General features: G+C 51.0%; 18 protein-coding genes. 13 read left to right on the plus strand and 5 right to left on the minus strand.

Annotation, left to right across the window (positions count from 1 at the left end):
* Positions 1 to 10 precede the first annotated feature (10 nt).
* Positions 11 to 2,833 carry an excinuclease ABC subunit UvrA gene (uvrA, locus tag ACXAF9_RS12635; RefSeq protein WP_475074732.1) on the minus strand — a complete coding sequence of 941 codons (2,823 nt, stop codon included), beginning with the start codon at positions 2,831 to 2,833 and terminating at the stop codon, positions 11 to 13.
* Between the two features lie 257 nt (positions 2,834 to 3,090).
* Between uvrA and ssb the strand changes: the two genes are divergently transcribed.
* The 7 genes from ssb to ACXAF9_RS12670 all read left to right on the plus strand — a co-directional run bounded on the left by ssb (position 3,091) and on the right by ACXAF9_RS12670 (position 8,716).
* Positions 3,091 to 3,618: a single-stranded DNA-binding protein gene (gene ssb / locus ACXAF9_RS12640; protein ID WP_475074735.1), complete on the plus strand. Its 528-nt coding sequence runs from the start codon at positions 3,091 to 3,093 to the stop codon at positions 3,616 to 3,618.
* Between the two features lie 227 nt (positions 3,619 to 3,845).
* Positions 3,846 to 4,766 (plus strand): dTDP-4-dehydrorhamnose reductase, encoded by a 921-nt coding sequence (gene rfbD, locus ACXAF9_RS12645; protein ID WP_475074737.1) that lies wholly within the window; start codon positions 3,846 to 3,848, stop codon positions 4,764 to 4,766.
* A 23-nt stretch (positions 4,767 to 4,789) separates the two neighbouring features.
* Positions 4,790 to 6,019, plus strand: coding sequence for a molybdopterin molybdotransferase MoeA (locus ACXAF9_RS12650; RefSeq protein ID WP_475074740.1), 1,230 nt, complete (start codon positions 4,790 to 4,792; stop codon positions 6,017 to 6,019).
* 64 nt (positions 6,020 to 6,083) lie between these two features.
* The gene (locus ACXAF9_RS12655) at positions 6,084 to 7,241 is read left to right on the plus strand and encodes a 1-acyl-sn-glycerol-3-phosphate acyltransferase (RefSeq protein ID WP_475074744.1); all 1,158 of its coding nucleotides are present in this window, start codon (positions 6,084 to 6,086) and stop codon (positions 7,239 to 7,241) included.
* Complete coding sequence (moaC, locus tag ACXAF9_RS12660; protein WP_475074748.1) at positions 7,238 to 7,726, plus strand: cyclic pyranopterin monophosphate synthase MoaC; 489 nt, start codon at positions 7,238 to 7,240, stop codon at positions 7,724 to 7,726. Before ACXAF9_RS12655 ends, moaC begins: the two co-directional genes overlap by 4 nt.
* The gene (locus ACXAF9_RS12665) at positions 7,719 to 7,967 is read left to right on the plus strand and encodes a MoaD/ThiS family protein (RefSeq protein ID WP_475074752.1); all 249 of its coding nucleotides are present in this window, start codon (positions 7,719 to 7,721) and stop codon (positions 7,965 to 7,967) included. Before moaC ends, ACXAF9_RS12665 begins: the two co-directional genes overlap by 8 nt.
* A gap of 5 nt (positions 7,968 to 7,972) precedes the next feature.
* A complete protein-coding gene (locus ACXAF9_RS12670; RefSeq protein ID WP_475074754.1) occupies positions 7,973 to 8,716 on the plus strand; it encodes a lysophospholipid acyltransferase family protein in 744 nt (247 codons plus the stop codon).
* Positions 8,717 to 8,780: 64 nt separating this feature from the next.
* Here ACXAF9_RS12670 and fabB read toward each other — a convergent pair whose 3' ends face one another.
* From fabB to ispB, 3 genes are all read right to left on the minus strand, one after another.
* Entirely contained in the window at positions 8,781 to 9,998 is a 1,218-nt protein-coding gene (fabB, locus tag ACXAF9_RS12675) for a beta-ketoacyl-ACP synthase I (protein WP_475074756.1), read from the minus strand.
* Positions 9,999 to 10,085: 87 nt separating this feature from the next.
* A complete protein-coding gene (gene fabA / locus ACXAF9_RS12680) occupies positions 10,086 to 10,601 on the minus strand; it encodes a bifunctional 3-hydroxydecanoyl-ACP dehydratase/trans-2-decenoyl-ACP isomerase (RefSeq protein ID WP_475074760.1) in 516 nt (171 codons plus the stop codon).
* A gap of 163 nt (positions 10,602 to 10,764) precedes the next feature.
* On the minus strand, positions 10,765 to 11,733 hold the full coding sequence (ispB, locus tag ACXAF9_RS12685) for an octaprenyl diphosphate synthase (protein WP_475074763.1): 969 nt from the start codon (positions 11,731 to 11,733) through the stop codon (positions 10,765 to 10,767).
* Between the two features lie 224 nt (positions 11,734 to 11,957).
* On the opposite strand from ispB, the gene rplU reads away from it, so the two are divergent.
* The 4 genes from rplU (at position 11,958) to proB (ending at position 15,009) form a co-directional block, all read left to right on the plus strand.
* Complete coding sequence (rplU, locus tag ACXAF9_RS12690) at positions 11,958 to 12,269, plus strand: 50S ribosomal protein L21 (protein ID WP_475074767.1); 312 nt, start codon at positions 11,958 to 11,960, stop codon at positions 12,267 to 12,269.
* 24 nt (positions 12,270 to 12,293) lie between these two features.
* A complete protein-coding gene (gene rpmA / locus ACXAF9_RS12695) occupies positions 12,294 to 12,551 on the plus strand; it encodes a 50S ribosomal protein L27 (protein ID WP_475074770.1) in 258 nt (85 codons plus the stop codon).
* A gap of 100 nt (positions 12,552 to 12,651) precedes the next feature.
* The gene (gene cgtA, locus ACXAF9_RS12700; RefSeq protein ID WP_475074772.1) at positions 12,652 to 13,860 is read left to right on the plus strand and encodes an Obg family GTPase CgtA; all 1,209 of its coding nucleotides are present in this window, start codon (positions 12,652 to 12,654) and stop codon (positions 13,858 to 13,860) included.
* 24 nt (positions 13,861 to 13,884) lie between these two features.
* The gene (proB, locus tag ACXAF9_RS12705) at positions 13,885 to 15,009 is read left to right on the plus strand and encodes a glutamate 5-kinase (protein ID WP_475074774.1); all 1,125 of its coding nucleotides are present in this window, start codon (positions 13,885 to 13,887) and stop codon (positions 15,007 to 15,009) included.
* A gap of 125 nt (positions 15,010 to 15,134) precedes the next feature.
* On the opposite strand, the gene rpsT is transcribed toward proB, so the two are convergent.
* Positions 15,135 to 15,398, minus strand: a complete 264-nt coding sequence (gene rpsT, locus ACXAF9_RS12710; protein ID WP_475074777.1) for a 30S ribosomal protein S20 — start codon at positions 15,396 to 15,398, stop codon at positions 15,135 to 15,137.
* Positions 15,399 to 15,577: 179 nt separating this feature from the next.
* On the opposite strand from rpsT, the gene murJ reads away from it, so the two are divergent.
* Positions 15,578 to 17,188 (plus strand): murein biosynthesis integral membrane protein MurJ, encoded by a 1,611-nt coding sequence (murJ, locus tag ACXAF9_RS12715; RefSeq protein WP_475074780.1) that lies wholly within the window; start codon positions 15,578 to 15,580, stop codon positions 17,186 to 17,188.
* Between the two features lie 74 nt (positions 17,189 to 17,262).
* Positions 17,263 to 18,195, plus strand: coding sequence for a bifunctional riboflavin kinase/FAD synthetase (gene ribF / locus ACXAF9_RS12720; protein ID WP_475074782.1), 933 nt, complete (start codon positions 17,263 to 17,265; stop codon positions 18,193 to 18,195).
* Positions 18,196 to 18,201: the final 6 nt, after the last annotated feature.

The following is an 18,201-nucleotide window of genomic DNA, read 5'->3' on the forward strand; positions in this document are numbered from 1 at the left end:
GGTAATATAGCTACTTAAGCATCTCTTTTAAGAAGCGTCCAGTATGGGATGCTTTGCATTCGGCTACATCTTCGGGCGTACCTTCGATTAAGATTTCACCGCCGCGCACGCCACCTTCTGGGCCTAAGTCGACTATCCAGTCAGCGGTTTTGATCACATCTAGGTTGTGCTCAATAATCACCACGGTGTTGCCGTGATCCCGTAAGCGGTTTAACACAGATAATAATTGCTCTATATCGTAGAAATGAAGACCTGTGGTTGGCTCATCCAATATATAGAGTGTCTTACCGGTATCGCGTTTGGATAGCTCTTTGGCAAGCTTCACCCTTTGTGCCTCACCACCTGACAGCGTAGTAGCTGACTGTCCTAATCGTATGTAGGAAAGACCTACATCGATCAAGGTTTGGAGCTTTCGGGCAAGGGCTGGAATGGCATCAAAGAAGCTTCTTGCTTCCTCAATGGTTAGGTCTAATATTTCGTCTATCGATTTACCCTTGTATTTAATCTCAAGGGTTTCACGGTTGTAGCGCTTGCCCTTACACACATCACAAGGTACGTAGATGTCTGCAAGGAAGTGCATCTCTACCTTGATAACTCCATCACCTTGGCAGGCTTCACAACGACCGCCCTTTACGTTGAAGCTGAAACGTCCCGGTTTGTAACCTCGGGAGCGTGCCTCTTGTGTTCCAGATAGCAATTCACGAATCGGAGTAAAAATACCGGTGTAGGTCGCTGGGTTTGAACGTGGTGTCCGTCCAATCGGGCTCTGGTCAATATCAATGACTTTATCAAAGTGTTCTAAGCCCTTAATCGATTTGTGAGCCGCTGCTTCCAAGGTGGTGGCATTGTTAAGTGCAGTCGCCGCTAACGGATACAGCGTGTTGTTGATCAGTGTTGATTTGCCCGAGCCTGACACACCCGTCACACAGGTCATCAAGCTAACAGGAAGCGTAAGCGTGACGTCTTTAAGGTTGTTGCCCGTTGCGCCCGAAAGTATCAACTGTTTTTTAGGGTCAGGCGCATTTCTCTTTTCTGGGATTTGTATGGCGCGCTCGCCTGTAAGGTATTTACCGGTAAGGGAGTCTGGATTGGCCATGACTTCTTTTGGTGTACCTGCGGCCACCACTTGGCCTCCGTGAACGCCAGCACCTGGGCCTATATCGACGACATAATCGGCCAGTCGAATGGCATCTTCGTCGTGTTCAACCACAAGTACCGTGTTGCCCAAGTCTCGTAAGTGCGTAAGCGTGTTTAACAGTCGCTCGTTATCGCGTTGGTGCAAACCAATGGACGGTTCATCCAGAATGTACATCACTCCCACTAAACCTGCGCCAATCTGGCTAGCAAGCCTGATACGCTGGGCTTCGCCACCTGATAAGGTATCGGCTTTTCGATCCAACGAGAGATAATCCAAACCGACGTTCACCAAAAAGGTTAATCGAAGGCGGATCTCTTTTAGGATCTTGTCGGCAATCTCCCCGCGCTTACCGGTCAAATTAAGCTCATCAAAGTAGGCTAAACAGTCGCCAATGGGTTTGATGACGACATCGGGCAGTGTTAGGTCTTCGATATAGACATGGCGTGCGTCGCGACGCAGTCGAGTACCGTGGCACGAAGGGCATGGCTGCATATTCAGGTATTTGGCCAAGTCATCGCGGACCATTTCCGATTCTGTTTCACGGTAACGGCGTTCTAAATTGTTCAGCACCCCTTCAAAGGGATGGGGCTTGGTGATCTGGTCACCACGGTCATTCAGGTATTTGAAGGGGACAGTTTCTTTACCCGAGCCCTTTAAGATCAGCTCTTGATGTTTTTTAGTCAGTGCCTCAAAGGGCGTATCCATATCAAAACCAAAATGGTTCGCTACGGCCTTTAATTGCTGAAAATAGTACAGCGCACGACGATCCCAACCGCGGATAGCGCCTTCAGATAGCGTCAAGGTCGGGTCATGAACCACCTTTTTAGGGTCAAAATATTGCTTAACCCCTAAACCATCACAGCTTGGACATGCGCCATGTGGGTTGTTGAACGAGAACAAGCGCGGCTCGAGTTCCTGAATGCTGTGTCCGCACTCTGGGCAGGCGAAACGTGCCGAAAAGACCATATCTTCTTGATCGCCATCCATATAGGCAATTCGAGCGATACCGTCGGTCAAGTTCAATGCGGTTTCAAAGGATTCGGCCAAACGTATCTGAAGATCCTCACGTACTTTAAACCGATCGACGACGACTTCTATCGTATGTTTTTTGTTCTTATCGAGTTCTGGCGCGGAGTCGAGATCCACCACCAAACCATTGATACGAGCACGCACAAAACCCTGAGCACGCATCTCTTGAAAGGTATGTAAGTGCTCACCTTTACGGCCTTGGACTACCGGTGCGAGCAGCATCAGCTTGGTGTCTTCCGGTAATGCCAGTACCTGATCGACCATTTGGCTTACCGTTTGCGCTTCAAGCGGCAGATCGTGATCTGGGCAGCGAGGCTCACCCGCACGGGCGTAGAGCAAACGTAGGTAGTCGTAGATCTCGGTAATGGTACCTACGGTTGAACGCGGGTTGTGCGAGGTGGATTTTTGCTCAATGGAGATCGCAGGGGATAACCCCTCGATGTGATCGACATCGGGTTTCTCCATCATCGACAAGAATTGGCGCGCATAAGTAGAAAGCGATTCTACGTAGCGACGTTGCCCCTCAGCATAGAGTGTGTCAAACGCCAACGAGGATTTACCAGAGCCTGAAAGGCCAGTAATCACAACAAGTTGGTCGCGAGGGATGGTTAAATCGATGTTTTTCAGGTTGTGGGTGCGAGCACCGCGAACCAGAATAGAATCCATGACATCTCCATGAGTCTGAAAGGCAAAGATGGGATTATAGAGTACCGGAAAGAGCCAGCGCTATGTTATGCTTATACGCATAATTTTTAGACAATCTCAGTGGATGAGATCCGTCTTTTGCATCGAGTAATCGGTCTACAATAGACGAGCTCTTTGGGCTTTTGTTCCGAGTTTGGTGCGTTTTGTACGCCCATCGAGCAAGAATGGATTGAACAGACAGTAGGGGAGTCATCCCCCGACAACGAAGTGGAGTAATCATGGCGCGTGGTATTAACAAAGTAATCCTGGTTGGTAATTTAGGCGGTGACCCAGAGGTGCGTTACATGCCTTCTGGCAATGCAGTTACCAACATCACTATTGCAACCAGTGAGTCTTGGAAAGATAAACAAACAGGACAAAACCAGGAACGTACCGAGTGGCACCGCGTGGTTTTCTTCAACAAGCTGGCTGAGATTGCCGGTGAATACCTGCGTAAAGGTTCGCAAGTCTATGTTGAAGGGTCGCTGCGCACACGTAAGTGGCAAGATCAGAACGGCCAAGACCGTTACACCACGGAAATCGTTGCCAGCGAAATGCAAATGATGGGTGGTCGCGGTGGCGACGGCGGTAATGCTGGCGGCTACAACCAAGATCCAGGTTATGGCATGTCGGCGCCTCAGCAATCTCGCCCTCAGGCTCAACAGCCGATGCAACAAAATCGTCCAGCTACAACGCAGCAAGCGCCACAACAACAGGCACCTGCAGCACCGAACTTTGACGATTTTGATGATGATATCCCGTTCTAAAAACGAATAGGCCCGATAAGTCATCTCATTAAGCGATGGACTCATCAGCGTTTGAAAGAGGCCCCAGTGATGGGGCCTTTTTTATGGCTATGACCGGTCCCGAAAAATCGCCAATGGTGAACCGGACGCGTAAAAAGCATGTCATCCGTGTGACAATGCTATCTAGGTGGTTTCGGTTCAGTCTTTTTTGATTATACTCAGGGGCATAGCTTGAGAATTGAGGTGTTATGTCGAACTGGATTCCTAGTGGGCCGATTAAACTGTTGGTAACCGGCGCCGGTGGCCAAATTGGCTCAGAGTTAGTACGTATGGGGGCGAATGATCCTTTCTTTTCGATCATTGCTATGGATCATCAAGGGCTCGACATCACACAACCGGAAGCGGTTCGACAAACCTTGGACCATCATCTGCCTGATTACGTGATTAATACCGCGGCGTTTAACCGAGTGGATGCGGCGGAGTTTGATCACAAACGGTGTTACCAAGTAAATACCGACGGTGTTGGTATTCTGGCGCAAGCCTGCAGCGATCTGTCCATCCCAGTAGTGCACCTATCAACCGATCACGTGTTTGATGGTCACTATGCCAGTGGCTACAGCGAAGACGATGAAGTATCCCCGCTTGGGGTGTTTGGTGACAGTAAATACCAAGGCGAACAGCTGCTTGAGCAGCATCAGCCTAAACATTTGATCTTACGTTTGAGCTGGGTGTTCAGTGCCCGCGGCTACAACTACGTGCTTCGTACTTTGGATAAAGCGCGCGAGCAAAAAGCGATTGAAGCGGCGGATGACCGACAAGGCTGCCCAACTTCTGCTAAGGACGTCGCGCGTGTCATTTTGGCCATGCTTAAGCAGGTAGAAAACGGTGCGGATGCGTGGGGTACTTATCACTACTGCGGTGCCGAGATCACCACGCGATACCGATTCACTGAGGCCATCTTGGCCGGAGCTGGCCAATACGAAGCGCTGCAGACGGAGGTGATCGTCCCCGTCCCCTCGAAAGAGTTGCACACCGAAGTCGAGCGACCAGCGTCCTCCGTGCTTAAGTGTCAGAAAATACTGAGAAGCTTCGGTATTAAGCAGAAACCTTGGCGCTCGGAGCTGGTGGCTGTGTTGAAAGAGATCTACTCCAAACCAATTCCCCGTTAATTGATCTACGAGAGCGTCACTCTATGAGCGCACCCCATCAGTCAGGATGTGACACGCAAGGGCTAATGGCGGTCGAAACCGCATTGGAAACCGTTTTATCCTTTGCTGAGCCTTCTGAACGAGCATCCGAGACTGTGTATCTAGAGCAGGCGTTAGGTCGGGTACTGGCTGAGGATGTCTTAGCCAGTGTGGCTGTGCCTCCGCGCAATAACAGTGCGATGGATGGGTATGCGATGATCGCCGCAGAGATCACCGAAGATACGGAATATCGGATTTCGCAGCGCATTACTGCTGGCTCAGCACCAGACCCTTTATTATCCGGTAGTGTGGTTCGGTTATTCACAGGTGCTGAGTTGCCCGAGGGGGCTGACTGTGTGATCCCGCAGGAGGCTGCCGAGCTGATCACCGATGGGGTGGTTCGATTTACCGAGTCTCCCAAGGTGGGGCAATGGGTGCGTAAGCAAGGCCAAGATGTCATGTTGGGTCAGTGTGTCTGCACAGCTGGAACGGTGCTGAGTGCCGCGGATCTGGCCTTGATCGCATCCGTGGGTGTGGATTCGGTATCGGTATGGCCAACGCTTCGTGTGGGTGTGTTATCCACAGGTGACGAGTTGGTTAACCCAGGCGAAGCCTTACCGCCAGGTAAGATCTACAATTCAAACCGTTACCTTTTAAGCAGTCTGATTGAGCGTCTGGGTTTGGTGCCTGTGACCTTCAGTTGTAAGGATACCTATGAGGCCAGTGTGGATGCCCTTGAAGAGGCGGCCGAGCAGTGCGATGTGGTGATCTCGACCGGCGGTGTCTCCGTTGGTGAGGAAGATCACATTCGTGATGCGGTAGAGGCACTTGGGGCGCTCTCTTTATGGCGCATTGCGCTAAAACCCGGCAAGCCGTTCGCGTTTGGTCAGGTTAAAGGTAAGCCTTTCTTTGGTCTCCCTGGTAACCCTGTGTCGGCCTTAATTACCTTTGCAGTGTTTGTCCGCCCGTTTTTGGCGATTCATGGTGGAGGCCATCAACCTAAGGTGGTCAGCTACCCATTGCCGCTTGGCTTTTCAGCCAAGACCGGGCCGCGTCAGGAGTACATCCGAGTGCGTTATCACAACGGTGTGTTGGAGGCACATTCCAACCAAAACTCGGGGGTGCTGAGCTCTTTGCAGTGGGCGGATGGCGTGGTGGTGGTTCCTCCCTTTACAGAATATTCCGAAGGTCAGGTGGTTGATTACTTGCCGTTTGATCAATGGTTGGCCGGTTAGCGATTGGGTTTCCGACGCCGAAACAGGTAGAATATGCCCTTTCATTTTTCGGTACCGTTTCCCGATGGACAATCAGGTTATAGACGATCCTTTTCAGGCGATTCGTCCTTATCACGACCGCGAAGTTGAGGCGGTCCTTCAACACCTTTTACACGACGACGAATTAATGAGCGCTCTGGCGCACTATCAGTTTCCCCGTTTGCCGATCTGGATGGCGCGTTGGTTGAAACCGGTTGTGCGCATTGCATTGGCGCGCGAATTTGGCGAGATTGAAACCGTTCGCGGCTTTCAGATGACCGTTGCGCGCTACATGTCCAAAATGATTGCGCGCACCACCACAAAATTACACAGCACAGGTATCGATTGCATCTACGAAGATGAAGCGTATCTGTTTGTCTCGAACCACCGAGACATCGCGATGGACCCTGCGTTTGTGAACTGGGTGCGTCATCAATGCAACATGGATACCGTACGGATCGCGATCGGTGATAACCTGCTGAAAAAGCCCTACGTGTCGGATCTGATGCGCTTGAACAAAAGCTTTATCGTCAATCGATCCGCAAAAGGACGCGAGATGATGACGGCACTGACGCAGCTGTCTGAATACATCCATCACAGCATTCGTGTGGATAACTCCTCCATTTGGATTGCGCAGCGCGAAGGTCGCGCCAAAGACGGTAACGATCGTACCGATCCTGCGTTGCTTAAAATGTTCTACATGAGTCAGCGCAAAAAAGGCAGCTTTGCCGAGATGTCGAAAAAGCTGAACATTGTTCCTGTGTCGATCTCGTATGAGTTTGATCCGTGCGATCAGGCCAAAGCTCGTGAGTTGGCTGCCAAAGAGTCGCAAGGCGATTATCAAAAAGGCCAGTACGAAGACATCGAAAGCATTGTGCAGGGGATTACAGGCTTTAAAGGGCATGTGTATGTTAATTTCGGGAATGTGATCGAAAACGACTTCGAGTCGCCCGAGGCTCTTGCCGCTGAAATCGACCGCCAAATTCACCTTAACTACCAATGCCAACCGTCCAACTACATTGCGGCCGGTGAGCTTGATGGGATATCTCAAGAGCAGATTCAGCGCTTTAACGAGCGCCTCGAAGGCTTAAATGCGCTGGAGCAAGAGAAGCTCAAAGCGATGTACGCCAATCCGGTCATTAATCAGCGTAAGGCTCAAGCCATGCCAGAGCCGAGCCCTGTTGTTGAAGGGGTCGCCGAATGAGCCAGTTTACGCACCTAGATGAACAAGGCCGAGCACAGATGGTGGATGTGACGGAAAAGTCCGTGACCTCTCGCATTGCAAAAGCCTCGGGTAAGGTGCTGATGAAACCGGACACCTTATCGATGATCGTTGAAGGTCGTCATAAAAAAGGCGATGTGTTAACCGTTGCTCGTATTGCCGGTATTCAGGCCGCGAAAAAGACCAGTGATTTGATCCCTTTGTGTCACCCCTTAATGCTGACCAAGGTTAAGGTGGAGTTGACTGCTTTGGCTGAAGGCAATGGCATTTTGATTGAATCGGAATGCCGTTTAAGTGGTCAAACGGGCGTTGAGATGGAAGCGCTGACGGCCGTATCGGTTGCGGCGCTCACTTTGTACGACATGTGCAAAGCCGTCGATAAAGGCATGGTGATTACCGAGATTGAGTTGATGGAAAAACGCGGCGGTAAAAGCGGTGATTGGCACAAAGGAGTCGTAGATGCTTGATGTGCGTTGTTTTGCTGCTCTACGCGAGCGCTTAGGTGAGCAGCATAATGTGCCTTATTCCGATCAAGTGGGCACGGTTGAGCAGTTGCTCGTTTGGCTGGTGGCCGAGAAAGGGGAGGCGTGGTCTGATGTGGCCAACCCTAAAAATTTAGTGGCCGTCAATCAAGAGATGGCCAGTCGTAACACTGTCCTTAACGACGGTGATGAAGTGGCATTTTTCCCACCGGTGACAGGAGGTTAGTTCAGGTGTTATCGCACAATCCGTTGATAGCAGGCGCGCGCGCCCTGCTGTATTACACAGGTTTTTATCTTGCGACCGTCCTTTACAGTGTTGTCTGTCTGACGTTGGGTGCGGCCTTACCCTTAAAGCCTCGCTTTAAAGTGGTGACGCAAATTAACTTTTTCTACGTGTTCTGGTTACGAGTGTGTTGTGGGGTTAAGTTGCGCATCAAAGGTGCTGAAAACCTCCCGAAAGACCAGGCCTATGTTGTGGTCGCTAACCACCAGAGCGAGCTGGAAACGATTTTTCTGCAAACCATTGTTCGTCCGCAGTGCGTGGTGTTGAAAAAAGAGCTATTGAAGATCCCATTCTTTGGCTGGTGCTTAGCTTTGTTAAAACCCATCGCATTGGATCGCAGCCAAAAGCGTGGAGCCTTAAAACAGCTGTTGCTTCAAGGTAAATCCCGTTTAGTCGATGATGAAGTGCCGGTGGTGATCTTCCCGCAAGGGACGCGTGTTCCGGTCGGTCAGGACGGTAAATTCAATAAAGGCGGCGCTATGCTAGCGGTCAGTGCATCGGTACCCATGATTCCGTTGGCTCATAACGCAGGTGTCTGTTGGCCGGGTAAAGGCTTTTTGAAATACCCAGGGGTTGTTGAGATTGAGATTGGCGAGCCGATCTCTACGGTGGATGCATCAGTGGACGAAGTTCACGAGCAAGCGGTTGGTTGGCTTGTGAATAAAATGAAGGCTATGCCTAATACGCCATAAAGGTATTTAGAGTTTCAGAAGCAAAAAAACCGCCCAGTGGGCGGTTTTTTTAGGGCTGGTGGACTTAGCCTTCGTAACGTTGGAATATCAACGTTGAGTTTGTACCACCAAAGCCGAAGCTGTTCGACATAACACGGTTCAGAGTGACATCATCTTTGCGAGTTTGAACCACAGGAAGGCCATTGGCTTCTGGATCTAGCTCTTCGATGTTAGCCGATGCGCAGATGAAGTTGTTTTCCATCATCAATAAGCTGTAGATCGCTTCTTGTACGCCAGTCGCGCCAAGGGAGTGACCGGTCAACGATTTAGTAGAGCTGACTGGTGGCATGTTGTCACCGAATGTCTCTTTCATCGCTTTCAGCTCTTGGATGTCACCTGCCGGTGTAGACGTACCGTGCGAGTTGATGTAATCCACACCACCGTCAACGGTGCTCAGAGCTTGCTTCATGCAGCGTACTGCGCCTTCACCAGAAGGAGCGACCATGTCGTAACCATCGGATGTTGCGCCGTAGCCGACTAACTCACCATAGATCTTCGCGCCACGCGCTTTGGCGTGCTCAAGATCTTCAAGCACCAGCATGCCAGCGCCGCCAGCGATAACAAAACCATCGCGGTTCGCGTCATACGCACGGGATGCTTTTTCTGGCGTTTCGTTGTACTTGCTGGACAGAGCGCCCATGGCATCAAACATCACAGTCAATGACCAGTGCAGCTCTTCACCGCCACCGGCAAAGACGATGTCTTGTTTGCCCAGTTGGATTTGCTCCATTGCGTTACCGATGCAGTGTGCGCTGGTCGCACAGGCCGAGGTAATGGAGTAGTTAACGCCTTTGATTTTGAACGGCGTCGCCAAACATGCGGATACGGTGCTGCCCATGGTGCGTGTTACGCGATATGGGCCAACACGACGAACGCCTTTGTCGCGCAGAATATCGGCGCTTTCAACGATGTCCGCAGACGACGCGCCACCAGAACCTGCAATCAAGCCGGTACGTACGTTTGATACCTGATCTTCGCTCAGGTTAGCGTCTTTGATGGCTTGGTCCATCGCAATGTACGAGTACGCAGCAGCGTTACCCATAAAGCGGCGAAGCTTACGATCAATCAATTGATCCAGATCTAGGTCGATGCTGCCCGCTACGTGGCTGCGAAAACCCATTTCTTTGTACTCTTCTTGGAATTTGATCCCTGAACGACCTTGTTTCAGAGCGTCGACAACGGTTTCTTTGTCGTTACCCAGGCATGAAACGATGCCCATTCCCGTCACTACAACGCGTCGCATATGCTGTATCTCCTGTTAAAGGATCGTCTTCTTATCGTTATATTGGTTAGTGTACTTCACTTGTGGGCCAGCCAAGCTGGCACTCACTTAGAAAGAATCTGTCGTGGTAAATAGACCCACGCGCAAATCTTTCGCAACGTAAATCTCGCGGCCGTCTACCGAAACGGTACCGTCGGCAATACCCATGACCAGCTTGCGCTCGATCACGCGCTTAAGTTGGATGTGGTAAGTGACCTTCTTCGCCGTTGGCAGTACTTGGCCTGTGAATTTAACTTCGCCAGAACCCAGAGCTCGACCACGGCCTTTGTTGCCGCGCCAGCCTAGGTAAAAGCCTACGATCTGCCACATGGCGTCAAGGCCTAAGCAGCCAGGCATCACAGGGTCAGTTGGGAAGTGGCAATCGAAGAACCACAGGTCAGGATGGATATCCAGCTCGGCAATGATCTCGCCTTTACCGTATTCACCGCCGTCGTCGTTGATCTCAACGATGCGATCCATCATCAACATATTACCGACCGGCAAGCGTGCATTGCCTGGTCCGAACATTTCACCGTGACCGCATTTGAGCAAGTCTTCACGGTCGAAAGAAGAAGCTTTAGTCATGTGGAAAACTGTTTATCCAATAAATTTCAGTCAAAATATCCGGTGATTATACCGATTTGGCCTTCTGTAATCACGAAGTGAATCGGGAAAAATGACGAATATGTTCAATCCTTCGCCAAAAGAATCATCGGATGTCGTTGTTAGAAAGGGGAACCGAAACGCACTAAACGTTTCGGTTGGCCGCGATATTGGCCAAAGTGACCAAGGTTTCTTTGAAGGATGTATCAGGAAGGGCGCTTAAGGCCGCGATGGCATCATCGGCTTGCTGCTGGGCGCATTGCTTGGTGTATTCGATGGCCCCAGTTGAACGAACGATCTCCATAACGGGGTTTAAATCGTCCAAGCCGCCTTCGCGAATCGCTTTACGAATCAGTTTACGACCCTCGTCGTCGGCTTTTCGCATCGCTTCAATTAAAGGCAAGGTTGGTTTGCCTTCGGCCAAATCATCGCCTACGTTCTTGCCCATCTCTTGCGCGCTGGATTCATAATCCATCACATCATCGATCAGCTGGAAGGCGATGCCTAAATGACGGCCGTATAAACGCAGGGCATCTTCTTGCTCCGCATCGGCACCGGCCAAAATAGCGCCGGCTTGCGTGGCGGCTTCAAACAACATCGCTGTTTTACCGATGATGACCTGCATATAGGCGTCTTCGGTGGTATCAGGGTTGCGGCAGTTGAGCAGTTGAAGTACTTCGCCTTCGGCAATGACGTTGGTTGCGTTGGAGATCACATCCATAATCGGCAAGCTGCCAATCTCGACCATTACCTGAAAGGCGCGTGAGTATAAGAAATCGCCCACCAGAACGCTGGGTGCATTGCCCCATTTAGCGTTGGCGGTGTCCTTGCCACGTCGAAGGTCAGAGTTATCCACAACGTCATCGTGTAAAAGCGTTGCGGTATGAATAAACTCAATGATAGCAGCCAACGGGATGTGCTTATCGCCTTGGTATTGGCAAGCATTAGCGGCTAAAAGAACCAACAGTGGACGGAGGCGTTTGCCACCACTTTCCACGATGTAATGGCCGATTTTTTCAACCAAAGGAACATTGGAGCCCAAGTGATTGATGATGTAGTCATTCACGGACTCAAACTGAGGGACGATAGCAGGGTTTAACTGATATGGCTGCATGCGTTAATACGGGTTACGTTTAGTAAGTTAGCGGCATGCTAGAGAGTGCAACCTGTGGTGTCAAGAAATCGCATTTTTGCACGGCGTATACTTGAGTTTAATTCGGTGTTCCTATAGAATTGCGCGCCCTAGACTTGTCCAAAAATCGCTCCCTACCATATGGGTTGGCCATTAGAAGTAGGTTTTCGTTTAGTAGCTGGGCAAGTAAAACACTGGAGAAAAACATGTTTGCAGTTATCGTAAGCGGTGGTAAGCAGTACCGTGTACAAGAAGGTCAAACGTTGAAGCTGGAAAAACTGAAGGCTGAAGCGGGCGCTAACATCGAATTCGACCGCGTTCTGCTGGTAGGTGAAGGTGACGACGTTAAAGTTGGCCTGCCTACAGTAGAAGGTGCTAAAGTGACTGCTGAGGTTGTGGACCACGGTCGTGCTGATAAAGTTACGATCATCAAGTTCCGTCGCCGTAAGCACCACATGAAACGTCAGGGCCACCGTCAGTGGTTCACTGAAGTTAAAATCACTGGTATCAGCGCGTAAGCTGAGAACAACAGGAGATAAATAATGGCTCACAAGAAAGCTGGCGGTTCAACGCGTAACGGTCGCGACTCACAATCCAAGCGCTTGGGTGTTAAACGTTTCGGCGGTCAAGCTGTAAGCGCTGGTAACATCCTGGTTCGTCAACGTGGTACTAAGTTCCACGCTGGCACTAACGTAGGTGTCGGTAAAGACCACACTCTTTTTGCAACCGCTGATGGTGTTGTAAAATTCGAAGTGAAAGGTCCTAACAACCGCAAATACGTAAGCATCGTAACTGCTTAATCGCGGTTTGTAATGCTTTAAAAAAGCTCCGCCTTTGCGGGGCTTTTTTTGTTTATGATCACGGGTTCTACTGTCATTAATGGCCAATTAGGAGGTGTAAATGAAGTTTGTAGATGAGGCGACAATCACTGTTGAAGCAGGTAAGGGCGGCAATGGGTGCTTGAGTTTTCGTCGTGAGAAATACGTCCCTAAAGGTGGTCCTGACGGTGGAGATGGTGGCGACGGCGGTTCAGTATACGTTGAAGCCGATTCGGGTTTGAACACCTTGATCGACTACCGTTACACTCGTAGCTATAAGGCGCAAAACGGTGAAGGCGGTATGGGGCGTAACTGTACCGGCGCAAAAGGTGAGGATCTCACCTTGATGGTGCCTGTAGGTACGACCGTCATCGATCTGGATACGGACGAAGTCCTCGCGGATATGACCGAGATTGGTCAGCGCGAGAAAATTGCTCAAGGTGGATTCCATGGTTTGGGGAATACGCGCTACAAAAGCAGTGTTAACCGCACGCCGCGTCAAACCTCTAATGGTACGCCGGGTGAGTTTCGTAACATCAAGCTTGAGTTGAAAGTCTTAGCGGATGTGGGTTTGTTGGGCTTGCCAAATGCGGGTAAGTCGACTTTTGTTCGCTCTGTTTCTGCAGCGACACCAAAGGTGGCGGATTATCCGTTTACCACTTTGGTGCCGAGCTTGGGTGTGGTACGTACCGAGCGTAACCGCAGTTTTGTGGTCGCGGATATCCCTGGAATTATCGAAGGGGCATCGGAAGGTGCGGGTCTTGGTATTCGGTTCTTAAAGCATTTGGCTCGAAATCGTGTGCTTTTGCACTTGGTGGATATGGCGCCGTGGGATGAGCAGACCCCGGCAGAAGCGGCGGTCGTGGTGGCGGAAGAGTTGGCTAAGTTCAGTCCGACACTGGCTAATCAGCCTCGCTGGTTGGTGTTGAATAAGATCGATATGGTGCCTGAGGATGAGCTTGAGGCGCGTTGTCAGTCGGTGATCGATGCGTTGGAGTGGGATGGCCCTGTCTATCGTATTTCGGCGTTAGCCAAAGAGGGCTTGCAGCCGTTGCTGATGAATCTGCAAACCTTCTTGGGTGAGCGCGCTGAAGCGATGGAAGCGGATCCTGATCTGCTGGATGAAGAGAATGAGATTCGCGATACCATCAGTGCAGAGGCGCGTGATCACATTGAGCGCTTGCGCGAGCAAGCTCGTCTTCGTCGTAAAGGGGTTCAGGAATCGCAAGAAGATGATGATGACTTCAATGATGATGATTACGATGTTGAGGTTGAATATGTTCGAGGTTAACAATCGCTGAGGGTTGAGGTTGCTGTGACAGCAGGACGTGAAAAATTACAAAAAGCGCGCCGTCTGGTCGTAAAGATTGGCAGTGCGCTGCTCACCAATGATGGTGAGGGCTTGGATGGCGAGGCGATCGATCGTTGGGTTGATCAGCTCGCTCAGTTGCGCTCGAGTGGTTTGGAGATTGTTTTGGTCTCATCGGGTGCGGTAGCTGAAGGTATGACGCGTCTTGAGTGGTCGGAGCGACCGGCGGATTTATCTCGATTGCAAGCCGCTGCAGCGGTAGGTCAGACGGGGCTTGTGGAGGCTTGGCAGGCCAGTTTTCAGCGTCATGGTACGCATACTGCGCAGGTGCTCTTAACGCATGATGATTTAACGCATCGTAATCGTTACTTGAATGCGCGAGCGACGATGAAGACCTTGCTGGGTTACGGTGTTGTTCCTATCGTGAATGAGAATGATACTGTGGTGACGGATGAATTCCGCTTTGGGGATAACGATACCTTAGCGGCGCTTGTGGGTAACTTGCTTGAAGCGGATGGAGTCATTTTGCTGACAGATCAGCTGGGCTTGTTTACTGCGGACCCGCGATCAAACCCTGAAGCAAGGCTGCTGCACGAGGTGCGCGCTGAGGATGATTCGTTGGCGGCGATGGCAGGCGGTGGTGGTCGCTTAGGTCGCGGAGGTATGGCAACGAAGGTTCGAGCGGCGCGATTGGCGTCTCGCTCTGGTGCGGTCACGGTTATTGCTAGCGGTCGTGTCGAAAATGTTTTGCTCGGGCTTCGAGCGGGTGAGGAGATCGGTACCTTGTTGGTGCCAGAGCGCTCGCCGCAGGCTGCACGAAAGCAGTGGATTGCAGGGCATCTCCAAGCGCGTGGCTCATTGGTGTTGGATGCCGGTGCGGTTCAGGCGGTGCTTAATCGCGGTAAAAGCTTGTTGCCGGCCGGTGTTAAAAGTCTGAGTGGTCATTTTACGCGTGGTGAGATGGTCTTGATGACGGATGAGTCAGGTAAGATTGTTGCGCGTGGTTTGGTGAATTACAGCGCCGCGGATGCTCAGAAAATTATGGGGCAGCCGAGTTCGTCGATTGTGGATATCTTAGGTTACATCAGCGATGAAGAGTTGATCCATCGAGATAATTTGGTCTTGGCTTGATATGGTCTTGGTCTCAAGAAGCGCCCTTTGGGGCGTTTTTTTTTGTGCCTGGGTGGTTGAAAGGGGCTGAAAGGTGGGTATAAAAAAACCGGCAAAAGCCGGTTTTTTTAAAAGCGATGATCTGATTACGCCAATGCTTTGATGCGGGCGTTCAGACGGCTTTTGCTGCGAGCGATCTTGTTTTTAGGGAAGATGCCTTTGTTTACAGATGAATCCAGAATAGGCTGAGCTACTTTGAATGCTTCTGTAGCAGCGGCTTTATCACCTGATTCGATTGCTGCAACAACTTTTTTAACGTACGTGCGAACCATGGAGCGGAGGCTAGCGTTATGCTGGCGACGCTTTTCCGCCTGGCGAGCACGTTTACGGGATCCTGCGGAGTTAGCCACGATCCGGCTCCTTATAAAATAGATTAAACGGATATATAAACGTACTCTGGTAATACACCAGAATTTGAGACGCGAAATTATTCATATTTATGCGAAAGATGTCAATAAAAAGAGGGGAATTTTTCTGGCCACTCCTTTAAGATCTGCATTCTTAGTGCAACTGCGATCAAGGAAACACGGTGACGGACCCTTCTAAGCCTCAGACATCACACGAGATCAGCGAGTCGGCAAAGGATATTCAGCGCTCGCAGCGCGCTCCGGCAGGGCTACTTCGGTCAAGCGGTATCGTGGGTATCATGACCATGCTTTCAAGGGTGTTGGGCTTGGTCCGGGATGTGGTCATTGCCAATCTATTCGGAGCCTCGGGCAGTGCGGATGCCTTTTTCGTAGCCTTCAAAATACCGAATTTTTTACGACGCTTGTTTGCGGAAGGGGCATTTTCACAAGCCTTTGTGCCCGTCTTGTCCGAATATCGAACCCAGCGAACTCTAAAAGAGGTTCAGGTGCTGGTCAATCAAGTAGCGGGTACCCTTGGTGGCATACTTTTATTGGTCACCCTTTTGTGTGTTGCGGCTTCTCCCTTGGTCACGGCGGTGTTTGCTCCGGGGTTTTACATGCATGAGGGGGATAAGTTTGATCTGGCCTCCGATATGCTTAGGATCACCTTCCCTTATCTGCTGCTGATCTCCATGACTGCTTTTTGCGGTGCCATCCTCAATTCGTATGAGCGGTTTGCGGTACCGGCCTTTACGCCTGTGCTCCTGAACATCTGTTTGATCGGCTCAGCCTATTTCTTAACGCCCTACATGGAGGTGCCTGTGATGGCGCTGGCGTGGGGTGTGCTGATGGCCGGTGCAGTTCAGTTGGTCTTTCAGCTGCCGTTTTTGGCGCACATTCGCTTGTTGCCAAAACCCGTGTGGGGTTGGAAAGACCCGGGTGTCCAGCGCATCTTGGTGTTGATGGTGCCTGCTTTGTTTGGGGTGTCGGTGGCGCAGATCAATTTGCTATTGGATACGGTGTTGGCGTCCTTCCTACAGACCGGCAGTGTGTCTTGGTTGTATTACTCCGATCGTTTGTCTGAGTTGCCGCTGGGTGTGTTTGGTATCGCGATCTCAACCGTGATCTTACCGAGCCTCTCGCGTAAGCACGCATCGGCTTCTGTGGATGCGTTTGCGAAAACCCTCGATTGGGCGGTTCGGATGATTTTGTTGATTGGGCTGCCATCGGCGATGGCGTTAGTCATGCTGGCGGAACCCTTAATCATTACCTTGTTCAAATACGGTGCTATGACCGAGCGCGATGTTGCTATGTCGGCGATGAGTTTGCGTGCTTACGGTGTTGGCTTGCTGGCTTTTATGTTGATTAAGGTGTTGGCGCCTGGGTACTTCTCGCGTCAGGATATGAAAACCCCCGTTTCGATCGCCATTAAAGCCATGATTGCCAATATGGTGTTTAACCTTTTGTTGATCGGCCCTTTAGATCACGTAGGGTTGGCGTTGGCAACGTCACTGTCGGCGTTTTTGAATGCAGGTTTGTTATTGCATGGTTTGATAAAGGCCAAGGTGTTCCATTGGCAGGCGGGCTGGACGCTGTATCTAGTGCGGTTGTTGGCTGCGTTAGCGGTTCTGGCGGGGATTATCCTCTGGTTGAGCCCAGATGAGTCGGCTTGGATGCAAGGGGGGCTCTGGTTTCGTGTTCAGTCGATGGCCTTGGTGGTCGGGGCTGGGGTTGCGGCCTATTTAGGCGCCTTAGTGATCTGCGGGTTGCGTTTGAGGCATATTCGCGCCTAAACGGGGCGTGATGGGTACTCGTTAATCAACAGTTGCGCTATAATTCTGCGCTTGTTTCAAAGGCTGGACCACTGATGGAAGTTATACGCGGATTACATAACCTTCGTGATAAGCATCGCGGCTGCGTAGCGACCATCGGTAATTTTGATGGGGTTCATCTTGGCCATCAAAAAGTGCTGGAACAGGTGGCGCACAAGGCCAAAGCGTTGGGTTTGCCAACGACGGTAATCATTTTTGAGCCTCAACCACGCGAGTTTTTTGGTGGTGAACAGGTGCCAGCGCGTTTAACGCGGTTCGACGAAAAGGTTCGACTCCTGTGTCAGTTTGGGATTGATCGGGTCTTATGTTTGCCGTTTAACGAGGCACTGAGATCCATGACAGCCCGCGAGTTTATCGATGCTCTGTTACTAGAAGGGCTGGCGATTCGACACTTCGTGGTGGGTGATGACTTCCGGTTTGGATGCGATCGAACGGGTGACTACGCCATGCTGGAACAGGTGGGTGCAGAGAAGGGCTTTACGGTGGAACATACCGTAACTCATACCGTTGATGATAAACGTGTCAGCAGTACTCGTATTCGCATCTCCCTTAAGAACCATGATTTTGAACATGCGAAGACCTTGCTAGGTCGAACCTATCGCATCAGTGGACGTGTGATGCACGGCCAAAAACTGGGGCGTCAGTTGGGTGTACCCACCGCGAATGTGCGGATGCATCGATTTGCGGCGCCCCTCAACGGTGTGTATGCCGTCAAGGTGTACGCTGCCGATGGTGCTTTTTTGGGTAACGGTGTTTGCAACATCGGGATTCGTCCTACGGTAGGCGGGACTCGACCGGTGCTGGAAGCCCACATATTTGATTTTAATGGCGACCTCTATGGGCAGTTGCTCAGTGTAGAGTTTGTCGAGTTCATTCGTGAAGAGCGAAAGTTCTCTGGGTTGGATGAGCTCAAAGCAACGATTTCTAACGACATACAGACTGCGCGTACTTTGTTTGGCGCAGCATAAGACTGG

It is taken from the genome of Neptunomonas sp. ABH4_499 (assembly GCF_056160565.1).

What these genes read in the sequence shown, in the direction of transcription:
- ACXAF9_RS12665 (WP_475074752.1), top strand. Translation starts at nt 7,719, where the DNA reads ATGCTTGATGTGCGTTGTTTTGCTGCTCTACGCGAGCGCTTAGGTGAG.
- rfbD (WP_475074737.1), top strand. Translation starts at nt 3,846, where the DNA reads ATGTCGAACTGGATTCCTAGTGGGCCGATTAAACTGTTGGTAACCGGC.
- fabB (WP_475074756.1), bottom strand. Translation starts at nt 9,998, where the DNA reads ATGCGACGCGTTGTAGTGACGGGAATGGGCATCGTTTCATGCCTGGGT.
- rpmA (WP_475074770.1), top strand. Translation starts at nt 12,294, where the DNA reads ATGGCTCACAAGAAAGCTGGCGGTTCAACGCGTAACGGTCGCGACTCA.
- ribF (WP_475074782.1), top strand. Translation starts at nt 17,263, where the DNA reads ATGGAAGTTATACGCGGATTACATAACCTTCGTGATAAGCATCGCGGC.
- cgtA (WP_475074772.1), top strand. Translation starts at nt 12,652, where the DNA reads ATGAAGTTTGTAGATGAGGCGACAATCACTGTTGAAGCAGGTAAGGGC.
- ssb (WP_475074735.1), top strand. Translation starts at nt 3,091, where the DNA reads ATGGCGCGTGGTATTAACAAAGTAATCCTGGTTGGTAATTTAGGCGGT.
- uvrA (WP_475074732.1), bottom strand. Translation starts at nt 2,833, where the DNA reads ATGGATTCTATTCTGGTTCGCGGTGCTCGCACCCACAACCTGAAAAAC.
- moaC (WP_475074748.1), top strand. Translation starts at nt 7,238, where the DNA reads ATGAGCCAGTTTACGCACCTAGATGAACAAGGCCGAGCACAGATGGTG.
- ACXAF9_RS12655 (WP_475074744.1), top strand. Translation starts at nt 6,084, where the DNA reads ATGGACAATCAGGTTATAGACGATCCTTTTCAGGCGATTCGTCCTTAT.
- ACXAF9_RS12650 (WP_475074740.1), top strand. Translation starts at nt 4,790, where the DNA reads ATGAGCGCACCCCATCAGTCAGGATGTGACACGCAAGGGCTAATGGCG.
- ispB (WP_475074763.1), bottom strand. Translation starts at nt 11,733, where the DNA reads ATGCAGCCATATCAGTTAAACCCTGCTATCGTCCCTCAGTTTGAGTCC.
- fabA (WP_475074760.1), bottom strand. Translation starts at nt 10,601, where the DNA reads ATGACTAAAGCTTCTTCTTTCGACCGTGAAGACTTGCTCAAATGCGGT.
- rplU (WP_475074767.1), top strand. Translation starts at nt 11,958, where the DNA reads ATGTTTGCAGTTATCGTAAGCGGTGGTAAGCAGTACCGTGTACAAGAA.